14 protein-coding genes and 1 tRNA gene are annotated in these 13,051 nt (G+C 72.4%); 3 read left to right on the forward strand and 12 right to left on the reverse strand.

What is annotated here, in order from left to right; genetic code table 11:
* Positions 1-60: 60 nt before the first annotated feature.
* The 6 genes from RB150_06655 to RB150_06680 form a co-directional block, all read right to left on the reverse strand.
* On the reverse strand, positions 61-1,236 hold the full coding sequence (locus RB150_06655; GenBank protein MDQ7820213.1) for an ATP-binding protein: 1,176 nt from the start codon (positions 1,234-1,236) through the stop codon (positions 61-63).
* Positions 1,229-1,912 carry a response regulator transcription factor gene (locus RB150_06660; GenBank protein MDQ7820214.1) on the reverse strand — a complete coding sequence of 228 codons (684 nt, stop codon included), beginning with the start codon at positions 1,910-1,912 and terminating at the stop codon, positions 1,229-1,231. Before RB150_06660 ends, RB150_06655 begins: the two co-directional genes overlap by 8 nt.
* A gap of 87 nt (positions 1,913-1,999) precedes the next feature.
* Positions 2,000-2,977 (reverse strand): trypsin-like peptidase domain-containing protein, encoded by a 978-nt coding sequence (locus RB150_06665; GenBank protein ID MDQ7820215.1) that lies wholly within the window; start codon positions 2,975-2,977, stop codon positions 2,000-2,002.
* Positions 2,978-3,014: 37 nt separating this feature from the next.
* Complete coding sequence (locus RB150_06670; GenBank protein MDQ7820216.1) at positions 3,015-3,665, reverse strand: YceI family protein; 651 nt, start codon at positions 3,663-3,665, stop codon at positions 3,015-3,017.
* A gap of 106 nt (positions 3,666-3,771) precedes the next feature.
* Positions 3,772-4,362 carry a hypothetical protein gene (locus RB150_06675; protein ID MDQ7820217.1) on the reverse strand — a complete coding sequence of 197 codons (591 nt, stop codon included), beginning with the start codon at positions 4,360-4,362 and terminating at the stop codon, positions 3,772-3,774.
* Between the two features lie 8 nt (positions 4,363-4,370).
* Positions 4,371-5,456: a PQQ-dependent sugar dehydrogenase gene (locus RB150_06680; GenBank protein ID MDQ7820218.1), complete on the reverse strand. Its 1,086-nt coding sequence runs from the start codon at positions 5,454-5,456 to the stop codon at positions 4,371-4,373.
* A gap of 163 nt (positions 5,457-5,619) precedes the next feature.
* Between RB150_06680 and RB150_06685 the strand changes: the two genes are divergently transcribed.
* Positions 5,620-6,606, forward strand: coding sequence for a ring-cleaving dioxygenase (locus RB150_06685; protein MDQ7820219.1), 987 nt, complete (start codon positions 5,620-5,622; stop codon positions 6,604-6,606).
* Between the two features lie 13 nt (positions 6,607-6,619).
* Positions 6,620-7,270, forward strand: coding sequence for an alpha/beta hydrolase (locus RB150_06690; protein ID MDQ7820220.1), 651 nt, complete (start codon positions 6,620-6,622; stop codon positions 7,268-7,270).
* A 65-nt stretch (positions 7,271-7,335) separates the two neighbouring features.
* Here RB150_06690 and RB150_06695 read toward each other — a convergent pair whose 3' ends face one another.
* From RB150_06695 to RB150_06715, 5 genes are all read right to left on the reverse strand, one after another.
* Positions 7,336-8,199, reverse strand: coding sequence for a xanthine dehydrogenase family protein subunit M (locus RB150_06695; protein MDQ7820221.1), 864 nt, complete (start codon positions 8,197-8,199; stop codon positions 7,336-7,338).
* Positions 8,196-10,556 carry a molybdopterin-dependent oxidoreductase gene (locus RB150_06700; GenBank protein MDQ7820222.1) on the reverse strand — a complete coding sequence of 787 codons (2,361 nt, stop codon included), beginning with the start codon at positions 10,554-10,556 and terminating at the stop codon, positions 8,196-8,198. The genes RB150_06695 and RB150_06700 overlap by 4 nt, the downstream gene beginning before the upstream one ends.
* 1 nt (position 10,557) lies before the next feature.
* Positions 10,558-11,094, reverse strand: coding sequence for a (2Fe-2S)-binding protein (locus RB150_06705; GenBank protein MDQ7820223.1), 537 nt, complete (start codon positions 11,092-11,094; stop codon positions 10,558-10,560).
* A gap of 207 nt (positions 11,095-11,301) precedes the next feature.
* Positions 11,302-11,541 carry a hypothetical protein gene (locus RB150_06710; GenBank protein MDQ7820224.1) on the reverse strand — a complete coding sequence of 80 codons (240 nt, stop codon included), beginning with the start codon at positions 11,539-11,541 and terminating at the stop codon, positions 11,302-11,304.
* A 33-nt stretch (positions 11,542-11,574) separates the two neighbouring features.
* Positions 11,575-11,760, reverse strand: a complete 186-nt coding sequence (locus RB150_06715; protein MDQ7820225.1) for a hypothetical protein — start codon at positions 11,758-11,760, stop codon at positions 11,575-11,577.
* A 147-nt stretch (positions 11,761-11,907) separates the two neighbouring features.
* Here RB150_06715 and RB150_06720 point away from each other — a divergent pair.
* Positions 11,908-11,982 (forward strand) — tRNA-Gly (locus tag RB150_06720).
* A gap of 560 nt (positions 11,983-12,542) precedes the next feature.
* Here RB150_06720 and RB150_06725 read toward each other — a convergent pair.
* On the reverse strand, positions 12,543-13,051 hold a 509-nt coding region (locus tag RB150_06725), incomplete at its 5' end, for a HEPN domain-containing protein (GenBank protein MDQ7820226.1).

The raw sequence follows: 13,051 nt of genomic DNA on the forward strand, positions 1-13,051 counted from the left end.
GGCCTCGACCACAGAGGCGGCGGGCGGGGCCGCTCCGCCCGCGCCCGCCGACCCGTATCGTCAGGACGCCCGGGCAGGTAGCCGCACGGTGAAGCGGCTGCCCCCTCCCGGCCGGTTCTCCACGGACACCTCCCCGCCGTGGACCTCCACCAGCCTCTTCACGACGGCCAGCCCCAGCCCGCTCCCTCCGGTGGCGCGGGAGCGGGACGGGTCCGCCCGGTAGAAGGGCTCAAAGACGTGGTCCAGATCGGCGGGCGGGATGCCGGGGCCCTCGTCATCCACCACCAGCGTCACCCACCGCCGGTCCGCCCGCACCCCATCCCCGACGGTCATCGTCACCTGCCCTCCCGGAGGCGTGAACCGCACGGCGTTGTGCAGCAGGTTCTGCACCACCTGCCGCATCCGCGCCGGGTCCACGTCGGCGGTCGTGTCGCCCGCGGTCCGCACGTCCACCCGGACCTGGCGCTCGCCGATCCACAGCGCCATGGCCTCCACCGACTCCCGGCACAGGTCGGCCAGGTCCACCGGGCGACGGTGCAGCTGCAGCTGTCCCGCGTCGGCCAGGGTCAGGTCCCGCAGGTCGGTGATCAGCTGGTTGAGCAGGGCGCTCTGGGTGTGCAGCATGGCCACCAGGTCGGGCGTGGGCTCGCGCACGCCGTCCAGGATGGCCTCCAAATTCCCCTCGATGATGGCCAGGGGCGTGCGGAGCTCGTGGGCGATGGCGGCCAGCAGCTCCCGGCGCTGCCGCTCGCTCTCCCGCAGCCGGCGGGCCATCCGGTTGAAGGCCGCGGCCACGTCCTCCAGCTCACCGCCGCCGTGCAGGCGCAGCTCCCGGTCCAGGTGGCCGGCGGCGACCGCCACCACTGCGTCGTGCAGATCCCGCAGGGGGCGGGACAGGCGGCGCGCCAGAATCACGCCCGCCACGACGGCCAGCAGGCCGGCGGTGCCTCCCGCCAGCCACAACGACCGGTTGAAGTTGGCCAGAAACACCCGCTGGGACGCGGCGAACAGGGCGGGCTTGACCCCCCGCACGAAGCCCTCCCGCACCGGGCGAGGCTGGTCCAGCAACCAGGAGACTTCCCCCCGCCGGATGCGCTCGTGGTAGGCGGCGATCTGCCAGGCGGTGATCTGCCGCGCCCAGAAGGCCACCACGCCCACCGACAGGAGCGCCACGACCGCAAAGGCCAGGGCCAGCTGGACCTGCAGGGACGGGGACCGGCGCGACGGGCTATCCATGGGCGGGCGAGACGAATTTGTAGCCCGCCCCGTAGACGGTGAGGATGTACCGGGGCTCCCGCGAGGCGGGCTCGATCTTCTGGCGCAGGTTCTTGATGTGGGCGTCGATGGTCCGCTCGAACCCTTCGAAGGCGTAGCCGTAGACCCGGTCGATCAGCTGCATCCGGGTGAAGACCCGGCCCGGGTGGCCGGCCAGGACCTCCAGCAGCCTCCACTCGGTGGGCGTGAGGCGCACCACCTCGCCCTGTCGGCGGACCTCCTGGGCGCGGAAGTCGATGGTCAGGTCGCCCACCTGCAGCGCGTCGCGTCCCTCATGGCGGTTGCGGCGCAGGACCGCCCGCACCCGGGCCGCCACCTCCCGGGGGCTGAAGGGCTTGGTGACGTAGTCGTCGGCCCCCAGCTCCAGGCCCCGGACCTTGTCCTCCTCCTGGTCCCGCGCCGTCAGCATGATGACCGGGACCGTCGCCGTGGCCCGCAGGCGGCGCAGGACCTCCCACCCGTCCAGACGGGGCAGCATGATGTCCAGGACGACCAGATCGGGAAGGACGTCGTCCATCTGGCGCAGCGCCGCTTCGCCGTCGGCGACCGCCAGGACCCGATGGCCGTCGCGCTCCAGATACGAGCGCAGCAGAGCCGCGATCTCCGCCTCGTCTTCCACGACCAGGATCGTGGCCATCGTCACACCGGCGACTTCACCATACCACCGACCGCCGCGCCCCTGCCAGGACGGCCCCGCAGCGCAGCCCGGACACGCCGGACTGCCTCAGGGGCGCACGCCCAGGGTCACCGCCAGTGCCACGCGCTGTCCGCCCCGAACGACCACCACTTGCACCCGCTGGCCGGGACGGCGGTCACCGATCGCCACCAGCAGATCGTCCCACGACCGGACAGGCGCTCCGTCCACCTCCACGATCACGTCGCCGGGCCGCAGGCCGGCCGACGCCGCGGGGGTACCGGGCAGAACCTGCCGGATCGCCGCCCCCTCCGGTCCCGGGCCGCGGGCGCCCGGGTCGCCGGCCACACCCAGCCACGCCCGCTCTACCCGGGCGCCGGCGCGCAGCGCCGGCAGAACGTCCCGCACCGCCGCCACAGAGACGGCCAGCCCGCCCCGCCGTCCGGAGGCATCCACCGAGAAGGCCACCACCACCCCCACGACTTCCGCGCGCACGTTCAGCAGTGGCCCGCCCGACATGCCCGGGCGCGCGGGGATGCTTACCCGCAGGAACGCTCCGCGGGCCAGTCCGGGCACGCTGACGTCGGTGCCCACCACCTGCCCGGCCCGCACCTCGTCTGCCCGGGCTCGGGGCGCGACGGCCACGACCGGCTCGCCGACCCGCGGCGGCCGGCCGGCCAGGGAGAGGGCGGGCAGATCCGAGGCGGGCACCCGCAGCACGGCCAGATCCCGGGTAGCATCGTAACCTGCCAGGCGCGCCTCCAGCGGCGTCCGCCCGGACAGCTCGACGCGGATGCCGGCGGCGCGGCGGACGACGTGGGCGGCGGTGAGCAGCCAGCCGTCCCGATCGATCACGAACGCGCTGCCGGAGACCGGGCGGCCGTCCACCGTCGCCCGCACCACCGCGATCGCCGGTGCCGCCTGCGCCAGGATCGCCTGGGGAGTCGGGGCGCCGGAGGCCCGCAGCGCCAGCGCCCCTCCCGTCACGATCAGCAGGACGCCGACCGCCGCCAGCACCCCCGGCGGAACCCGTCCGCCGTTACGACCTGGACCCAGGGGCCTCACCATCTCCTCCCGCCGTTTTCCGCGGTTCAGCCGATCCCGCTCAGGGGGCCGGCCGGGCCACGAAGCGCACCTCGATCTCCACCTCGTTCTGGGCCCGCAGCACGCCCAAGATCGACGGAGGCTCGAATCCGAAGTCGGTCATCAAGATCCGGGCGGTGGCCACGCCCCGCAGCTCCTGCCCTGTCAGGCGCACGGTAGCCGCAAATGTCACCGGTCTGACCACCTCCCGGATTTTCAAGTCGCCCGTGACGCGCAGCGACACCTCGCGGCCGTCCTCGTACCGCGCCGGCAGGCCGTCGATCCGGGTCGACGTGAACTCGGCCGTCGGAAAGCGCGCCGACTCCAGCCAGCGCTCGCGGATGGCGGCGTCCCGGCGGGGGCTGTCGGAGCGCAGCTGGCTGATGTCCACCTGGATCGGACCCACACGGCTGTTGGCGGGAGAGGCGCGGTCCACCAGGATCTCCCCCCGCACCGCGGTGGTCACTCCCACGGCGACGTTGAACCGATTGCCCTCCCGGAACAGCGTCTCGCCGACCCGGTACAGCGCCTGGGATTCCCCCGGCACCAGCACGAAGCGCTGGACGGCCGCCGGCGCCGCGGCCCCGGAGACGCCTGCGCCGCCCGCCAGCGCAGACCCGAGGACGATCACTGCGGCGACGATCCCGCCCGCGCGGCGCGCACCCGTCATCATCCACCTCCACCCCATGGGGCGGGCGAGCCCCGACCCGCCCGCAGTGTCCCCCGGAGATGGTGGCCGGGGGATGTGAAGAACCCGTGAAATGCGAGAGGTGATCCGATCAGTCCACGTCGAGGACGAAGTCAAACGATCCGGCCACGCCTCCGGGCTCCTCGCGCAGCGCCACCACGAGGTCGGGGCGGAACAGCGGGTCCTGCTGGTTGCGGGGATGGCCCGGGAAGTACAGCTGGGTGGTGAGGGTCGGACCTGCCGGGGCCCGCACCTTGACGTGGATGTGGGGCGTGCGGCCTCCATACCCGCCGGGGATCACCGTCTCCAGGGCGTAGCGGCCCCGCCCGTCGGCGAACTGGTGGCCCCGCAGGCGGTAGCCCGCGAGGTCGTACGCCCCGCGGGCGTCCGCCTGCCAGAAGTCCAACCACGCGCCGGGGACGGGACGGCAGGTCCGGGTGAACACCCCGCCGCCGAGACGCAGGCGGACCCCCGGCATCCCCGGCTCCAGCAGGGAGGTACGGCGGGGGGACCCCTCCCGGTAGTACGGTCCCTCTGCCGCCGGCGGGGTCAGGCGGCCGGGAGTGCAGCCCGCCTGCGGGCCCTCCGCCGTTGCCCGGACAGTCAGGCCGGCCAGGACCAGGCCCGCCACCACCGCCACCACCCGTCCTCCCACGTCTGCCCGCCTCGCCGCAGTCCTCACCTGGACTCTCACCGGAAGACCACCCTCAGCAGGCGGTCGTCTCCGGGCCGCGGACGTCCCCGGCCGTCGGTATTGTTGGTGAGCAGGTAGAGAGCCCCGTCGGGGCCTTCCGCCACGTCCCGCAGCCGGCCCAGCTCCCCGCGGAAGTACACCTCCTGGCCGGTGACCCGGGCGAAGCGCGGGCCCGAGAGGGTCAGGCGGCGCAGGTGCTCTCCCCGCAGGGCAGCCACCAGCAGGCTGTCCGCCCACGGACCCCGGGCGGGCACGGCGATGCCCGACGGCGCCCAGGTGTCGGTCGGACCGCTGTCGGCGATGGGATCGGTAAAGCGCGGTTCCCCGCCGCGGCCGGACACCTCCGGCCACCCGTAGTTGCCCCCGGCTTCGATGACGTTCACCTCATCCCGGCAGCACAGTCCCAGGTCGCCCGAGGGACCGTGCTCGGCCGCGTACATGGTCCGCGTCTGCGGGTGCCAGGCCAGGCCCTGCGGGTTGCGGTGGCCCAGGGAGTACACCGGCGAGCCGGGGAACGGGTTGTCGGCAGGCACGGAGCCGTCGGGGTTGATCCGGAGGATCTTGCCGGCCAGCGACGCCCGGTCCTGGGCCAGGGCGGGCTGGCGCGCGTCGCCGGTGGTGACGTACAGCCGCCCGTCGGGGCCGAAGAGGATCCGGCCGCCGTCGTGCACCACCGCCCCCGGAATGCGATCCAGGATCACGCGGTCCACCTGACCGCGGCCGTCCCGTTCCACCAGGCGCACGACCCGGTTCCACAGCCGGCCGTCGTCCCGGTAGGTGTGGTAGACGTACAGGGCCCCGCTGCGCGCGAACTCCGGCGCCAGGGCCAGCCCCAGCAACCCGCCCTCGCCCACGTGGGCCACCTCGAGCACCGCCCACGGCTGCGGATCCAGCCGGCCGTCCCGGACGATCCGGATGCGGCCGGGCCGCTCGGTCACAAAGATGCGCCCGTCGGGGGCGAACGCCACCGCCCAGGGAATCTGCAGCCCGCTCACCACCACCTCGACCGCGGGAGCCGGAGCGGTCCGTCCTGCGGTGGCGAGGGCGAGGAGCGTGGCCGCCGCTGCCAGCGCGATGCGCACGGTCCGTCCCTCCCGGATGCTACCTTTCAGAGTGAGCCCCCTGTGTAGCGGCCGTGTGAACGCCTGCCGGGAATATTCCTTCCGAAGGCATCGTCCTGTATCCTGGCAGACAGCGCACCCGCGCGGGCCGCTGCCTGGAGTCATGACACCCGAAGGAGGGACCATGGGACCGAGTCGACCGCTGGGAGGCGTCCACCACGTCACCGCCATCTGCGGGCACCCCCAGGAGAATGTCGACTTCTACGTGGGCGTGCTGGGCCTGCGGCTGGTCAAGCGGTCGGTCAACCAGGACGACCCGGGCACCTACCACCTGTTCTACGCCGACGCGGTGGGCACGCCGGGCACCGACCTGACGTTCTTCGCCTGGCCCGGGGGTCCCCGGGGGCGGGTGGGCGCCGGCCAGGCCGCCGCGGTGGCCCTCGCCGTGCCGCCGGGCGCGCTGCCGTTCTGGTCCGACCGCCTGCGGTCGCGGGGCCTCGACGTGCGCGGGCCAGTCCGCCGATTTGACGAACACGTCCTGACCCTCACCGACCCCCACGGCCAGGTCGTCGAACTGGTGGGCGCGCCCGACGCCGCGGACCGGCCGTGGGTGTTCTGGGAGGACGGACCGATCCCCCGGGAGCACGCCGTGCGGGGCATTCACAGCGTCACCCTGACCGAAGCCGCCGCCGTACCCACGGTGCCGTTTCTGACCGAAAGGCTGGGATTCCGCCCGGTGGCCTCCGAGGGGAACCGGACGCGCTATGCGGTGGGCCCCGGAGGCTCGGGCGCCTGGCTGGACCTGGTGGTGGATCCCGGGGCCCCGGCCGGCCGGGTGGCGGTGGGCACGATCCACCACGTGGCATGGCGCACCCCCACCGATGACGACCAGCGGTCGTGGTGGGAGGCCATCCGCCGGCTGGGGGTGCCCGTCAGCGACATCATCGACCGGTTCTGGTTTCACTCCATCTACTTCCGCGAGCCCGGCGGGGTCCTGTTCGAAATTGCCACCGACGGCCCAGGGTTTGCGGTGGACGAAGCGGTGCACGAGCTGGGGTCGCGGTTGGTGCTGCCGCCGTGGCTGGAGCCTCGCCGCGCCGAGATCGAACGGGCCCTGATCCCCCTCGCCCTCCCCCCGATCACCCGCCCGGCGCAGGCCGGCGCGCCATGACAGGGGTGGTGCGATGACCCACGGGCCGGCGGGGTTTACGCACCGGTTCGAACCTGCCGCCCCGGACGTGCCGCTGACGGTGCTGCTGCTGCACGGCACGGGAGGCGACGAGCACGACCTCATCGACCTGGGGCGGGCCGTGGCTCCGGGCGCGGCGCTGCTGAGCCCCCGGGGACAGGTGCTGGAGGGCGGGATGCCGCGCTTCTTCCGTCGGCTGGCCCCGGGCGTGTTTGACGAGGGCGACCTGATCCGCCGGACCCACGAGCTGGCCGACTTCGTGGAATCCGCCTGCGCGGCCTACGGCCGGGATCCGGCGCGGGTGGTGGCCGTGGGCTACTCCAACGGGGCCAACATCGCCGCCGCCGTGCTGCTGCTGCGCCCCCGGACGCTGGCCGCCGCGGCCCTGCTGCGCCCGATGCTGCCGCTGCGCCCGCCGTCCGTGCCCGACCTGCGGGGCCGGCCGGTCCTGATCGCCGGCGGGCTGAACGATCCCCTGGTCCCGCGGGCCCGGACCGACGAGCTGGTGGACGTGCTCCGCCAGGCCGGCGCCGAGGTCACCGTCTCCTGGCGGCCGGGCGGACACGGGCTGACGCCGGACGACATCGCGGTGACCGCCGACTGGCTGGCGCGCCAGTCAGCCGGGCGGGCCTCCGTCACCGAGTGACCGCCGTGACACGGGCCGGGGCGGGGCCGCGCTCGCCCCGCCCCGGACCTTCGCCCCCTGTCTGCCTACGCCACCCGCTGCACGGCGGCCAGGACCACCCGGCGCGTGAACACCTGGGCCAGGTGCCGGCGGTACTCGGCCGAGGCGAACAGGTCCTCGCTGACGTCGATGCCCTGGGTCGCGCCTGCGGCCGCCGCCGCCACGGTCTTCTCGTCGGGGACGGCGCCGGCCAGGGCCTCTTCCACTGCCCGCGCGCGGTAGGCGGTCGGCCCCACCCCGGTGATGCCGATGCGGGCGCGCTCGCACCGCCCCCGGCCGTCCAGGGTCACCACCGCCGCCACGCCCACCACCGCAAACCCCGACGCCGGGTGGGCGAACTTCAGGTAGGCGCTGCCGGTGCGCGCCGGCAGCGGCGGCACCGTCACCTGCGTGAGGATCTCGTCGGGCCGCAGGGCCGTGGCGAACATCCCGGTGAAGAACTCTGCGGCGGGGATCGTGCGGCGCCCGGCAGGCCCGTCGGCGGTCAGTTCCGCCTCCAGGGCCAGGACCGCCGCCGGATAGTCGGCCGCCGGGTCGGCGTGGGCCAGGCTGCCGCCGATGGTGCCCATGTTGCGGACCTGCACATCCCCGATGCGGCCGGCCGCCTCCGCCAGGACGGGCGCCTTCTGGCGCACCAGGGGCGAGGACTCCACCATCCAGTGGGTGGCCAGCGCCCCGATGGCCAGCGCGCCGCCCTCCTCCCGGATGTACCGCAGGTCGGCGATGCGGCCCAGGTCGATCAGGTGCGCCGGCGTGGCCAGCCGCAGCTTCATCAGGGGCAGCAGGCTGTGGCCGCCGGCCAGCAGCCGCGCGTCGGGCAGGCGCTGCAGCAGCTGCAGCGCCTCCGTCAGGGTCGCCGGTCGGTGGTACTCGAACTGGGCGGGAATCATCGGGCCCCTCCTTTCGCCCGCTGGATGGCCTGCCAGATGCGGGACGGGGTCAGCGGCATATCCACGTGGCGGATCCCCAGTGGCTGCAGGGCGTCCATCACCGCGTTCACCGCCGCCGGGGTGGCCGCGATGGTCCCGGTCTCCCCCACTCCCTTGACGCCCAGCGGGTGGTGGGGAGAGGGGGTTTCGGTGCGGGCGGTCAGGTACACCGGCACCTGGGCGGCCTTGGGGACAGGGTAGTCCAGCATGGAGGCCGTCAGCAGCTGGCCCCCCTGGTCGTACACCGCCGCCTCCTGCAGCGCCTGGGCCAGGCCCTGGGTGATGCCGCCGTGGACCTGGCCGTCCACGATGAGCGGGTTGATGACCCGGCCGCAGTCGTCCACGGCCACATAGCGCAGGATCTGCACCTGGCCGGTCTCCGGGTCCACCTCGACCACGCACAGGTGCGTCCCGAAGGGGTAGGTGAAGTTGGGCGGGTCGTAGAACGCCGACGCCTCCAGCCCGGGCTCCATGCCTGCCGGCAGGTTCCAGGCCAGGTACGCCTGCAGGGCGACCTCCTGGAACGTCTTGGCCCGCTCGGGGGAACCCCGCACGAAGAACCGCCCCTCCTGGTAAACGACGTCGGCCTCGGGCGCCTCCAGCAGGTGCGCGGCGAGCCTGCGGGCCTTGTCCACGATCCTGCGGGCGGCCAGCAGACAGGCGGCGCTGCCCACGGGTGTGGTGCGGCTGCCGTAGGTCCCCCAGCCCATGGGTGTGAGGGCCGTGTCGCCGTAGATCACCTGGACGTCGTCGAGGGGTACCTGCAGCTCGTCGGCCACCACCTGGGCGAAGGTGGTCTCCTCCCCCTGGCCGTGGGGCTTTTCGCCGATGAAGACGTTGACCTTGCCGGTGGGGTGCACGCGCACCACCGCGCTGCCCCACAGACCGAACTGGAAGCCCACCGCCCCCGCCACCGGGGACGGCCCCAGGCCGCAGATCTCCACGTAGCAGCTGGCGCCAATGCCGATGTAGCGCCCTTGCTGGCGCGCCCGGCGCTGTTCGTCCCGCCAGCGGTCGTACTCCAGCATCCGGGTGGCGGTATCCAGAGCCTGGGCATAGTTGCCGCTGTCGTAGGACAGGCCCGTCACGGTAGTATAGGGAAACCGATCGAGGGGGATGAAGTTGCGCCGGCGGATCTCCAGCGGGTCCAGCCCCAGCTCCTGGGCTGCCAGGTCCATCAGCCGCTCGACGATGTAGGTGGCTTCGGGGCGCCCGGCCCCGCGGTAGGCGTCCACCGGCGTGGTGTTGGTGAACACTCCCACCACCTCGTAGTCCACGGCGGGCAGCTGGTACGCCCCGGACAGCATCAGGCCGTGCAGGATGGTGGGAATGCCCGGCGCTGCCGTGGACAGATAGGCGCCCAGGTTGGCGTAGGTCCGCCCCCGCAGGCCCAGCAGCGTGCCGTCGGACCGCACGGCCAGCTCCACCTCGGTGACGTGGTCGCGGCCGTGGGCGGTGATCAGGTAGTTCTCCCGCCGGTCCTCCACCCACTTGACAGGGCGGCCCAGTTCGCGCGCGCAGAAGGCCACCACGGCCTCATCGGGGTACACGAAGATCTTGCTGCCGAATCCGCCGCCCACTTCGGGGGCGATCACCCGCAGCCGGTGCTCGGGAATGCCCAGCACGCCCGAGAGGATGACCCGGTGGATGTGGGGGTTCTGGCTGGTGACCCACAGGGTCAGCTCTCCGGTGGCCGCGCGGTAGTCGGCCACGGCTGCCCGGGGCTCCATGGCATTGGGGATCAGGCGCTGGTTGATCAGGCGCTGGCGGATCACCCGGTCGGCCCGGGCGAACGCGTCGGCCACGTCGCCCCCGGAGACTTTCCACCGGAAGGCGATGTTGGAGGGCACGCCGTCGTGCAGCTGGGGCGCGCCGGGCTGGACCGCCTTCTCGGCCTCGGCCACGGCCGGCAGGACTTCGTAGTCCACCTGGATCACAGCCGCCGCATCCCGGGCCGCGGCGCGGTCCTCGGCCACCACCACGGCCACCGCGTCGCCCACATAGCGCACCCGGTCGGTGGCCAGGGCCGGGTGGGGCGGGGTCTTCAGGTCGGCGTTGGGGACGAGCCAGGCGCAGGGCAGCGGGTTCACCTTGCCGGCCAGGTCAGCCCCCGTGAACACCGCCGCCACCCCCGGCACCCGCCGGGCGGCGGCAGTGTCCACGCGGCGGATGCGGGCGTGGGCGTGCGGGCTGCGCACGAACACGGCGTGCAGCAGCCCGGGCAGCCGGACGTCGTCGGTGTAGGTGCCCCGCCCCGTGACCAGCCGGGGGTCTTCGCGCCGCCGGACGCTGGCGCCAAACAGTGTGGTCACGGCCATGTCAGTCCCCCTCCTTTGCTCCTCCTGTGACCGGGGCCGCCGCGCGCCGGGGGATGGCGGGAAGGTGCTGCTCGCGCAGCTTGCGCGCCGCCGACGTGATGGCGTTGACGATGTGCTGGTAGCCGGTGCACCGACAGAGGTTGCCCTCCAGGCCGTGGCGGATCTGCTCGTCGGTGGGATCGGGGTGGCGCTCCAGGATCTGCAGCGCCGTGAGCATCATGCCGGGCGTGCAGAACCCGCACTGCAGCCCGTGCTCCTCCCAGAACGCCTCCTGGATGGGGTGGAGCGTGCCGTCTTGGGCCAGGCCCTCCACCGTCACAATCTCGGCGCCGTCGGCCTGCGCCGCGAGGACCGTACAGGACTTGACGGCCAGCCCGTCCATCAGCACGGTGCACGTCCCGCAGGACGTGGTGTCGCAGCCGATGTGGGTGCCGGTCAGGCCCAGGACATCCCGGAGGTAGTAGACCAGCAGCAGGCGGGGTTCCACCTCATGCTGGTAGGTGACACCGTTGACGGTAACCGAGATCGGAACCTTCACCCTCTCACCTCCCCGGGTGCGCCGGCTCACAACAGTGCAGGCGCGGCCGCTCCCGGCCACGCCTGCCTGCTCAGACACCCCGACCCGGTCGCGCACGCCACCGAGTGCACTCCGCCGGTGCGCGCTATCCACGCCTGGAGCACGTAATCCACCGCGCCAGGACGTTTGATTGCAACCGACTGCCGCAGGCGGGTTGGAAAGAGCGAGTCAGGGTGTCCCGGTGCCAGAGGGGAGGTTCGCGGACCCCCCGGAGGCCTCCTGCCGGAATGCGCGTCCCCCGGGGCCGGCGGGGCAGCCCTCCAGCATGGCCTGGGCGATCCAGATGGCCAGCAGGCAGTCCAGCCCGTCCGTGGGGGTGGACCGGCGCTCCCGGCAGACCACAGCCGGGCGGGGGATGTTCCGGTGGCCCAGCCAGCCGGTAGGCCCAGTGGCAGAGGTCGGCTTCATGCCCATGAGTGCTCTACCCGGACAGACGCCGGATCAGTCGGCGGCCCCCAAAGCTCGTGCCGTATCGGTCGCCGTTTTCTCGGGCCAGCGGACCCCCCACAGGGACAGGACCTCTTCCTTGCTGGCCGGCGCCACCCGATAGGTCCGGGGCCGCAGCGAGAGGATCCACACGACGGCCGGCAGCGTGGTGCCCAGGATCACAACCAGGGAGACGTCCACGGTGACCTCCTCCACGACAGGGTGCGGACATGGTCCCACCCTATCAGGTAAGGATCCGGGGACACAGTGCTCACGGTCACAGAGGAACGGCAGCGGCGGAAGAGGAAGGCGCCCGGCGGGATCCGTAGTATAATGCTGACAGGACGGGCGGGCGTAGCTCAGGGGTAGAGCGTCGGCTTCCCAAGCCGAGGGCCGTGGGTTCAAATCCCATCGCCCGCTCCAAAGATGATGGAGAGGCCCCGCAGGGGCCTCAATCCTTTCCCTCCTCTCCCCTGTAGGGAGAGGATACAGGTGAGGGGGTACGACAGAGAAACCCCGGGCGGGGCCTCAATCCTTCTGCCGCCGGGGACGGGGTGGGCCGAGCGGACCTTCTGCAGGTTCGTCGCCGCCGCCGGCCTGCCGCGTCGCGTGACGCTCCCCATGCTCCGGCACGCCTTCCTCATGCGGTTCCCGGAGGCCGGAGGAGAGCTGCGCGCCGCCCAGCGGCTGGCCCGGCACCGGCGGCTGTCCTCCACGCTGACTATCCCAGATGGGGCTGTTCCCGGTTGTAGCGGTGGCCACGAGGCTGAAGCAGGATGCGGATGGTCTCCCGGGGTATCCGTGGAAGAAGCGAATGGCGGCGACCGCGCATTGCGGCGCCCGGAATTCTCAAGAATCCCTACTGCCACGCCCCCAAACTGGGGCGTGCCGGAATAGTAGCCGACTTCCCCACTGGAGCGCGAACGCAACCCACCCCTGCCAGCCGCGACCCCGACCGCTAAGACAGCAAGGACTGCCCTTCATTACGGGCTTGCTAAGTCTGTGGACACGAGGTGCTCGACGAAGTCAAACAGCGAAGATACCCCCGTCAGAATTCTGTTCGCCTCGACGGGGCTGGTCGAGTTCGTCAGCGTATGGTGGCCAGGGTTGTCAGGGTAATTGGTGGAGGGTCCGTAGCGCTCCAGGAGCCGGATGATCTGTTGGTGCTCCGGAGGGAGCGTGCCCCAAAGACCGACCTTCTGACTAAGAACGACGAGGCTGTGTGTATGGGACACGCGGCCGGTACTAGCGATCTCCACGGCCTTGACGACCATCTCGACGCCCCGGTAAAGCATCGCGAAGTCCCAGCCGCTGAGGGAGTTCGTTGCTGTGAAACGACCCTGGACAGTTGTCAAGGCTATCCGACCTTCGTGTATCCATTTCAGCGAGTCGGCGGCACTCATGTCGGTGTCCCCCATTCGCAATGTAGTTACCCAGTCTATCGGACCACGAACACAGTCTGCGAGCTCCTCTGTCTGCCACCCGCCGAGCA

Source organism: Armatimonadota bacterium, assembly GCA_031081675.1.
GTDB classification, from domain to species: domain Bacteria; phylum Sysuimicrobiota; class Sysuimicrobiia; order Sysuimicrobiales; family Kaftiobacteriaceae; genus Calidihabitans; species Calidihabitans tengchongensis.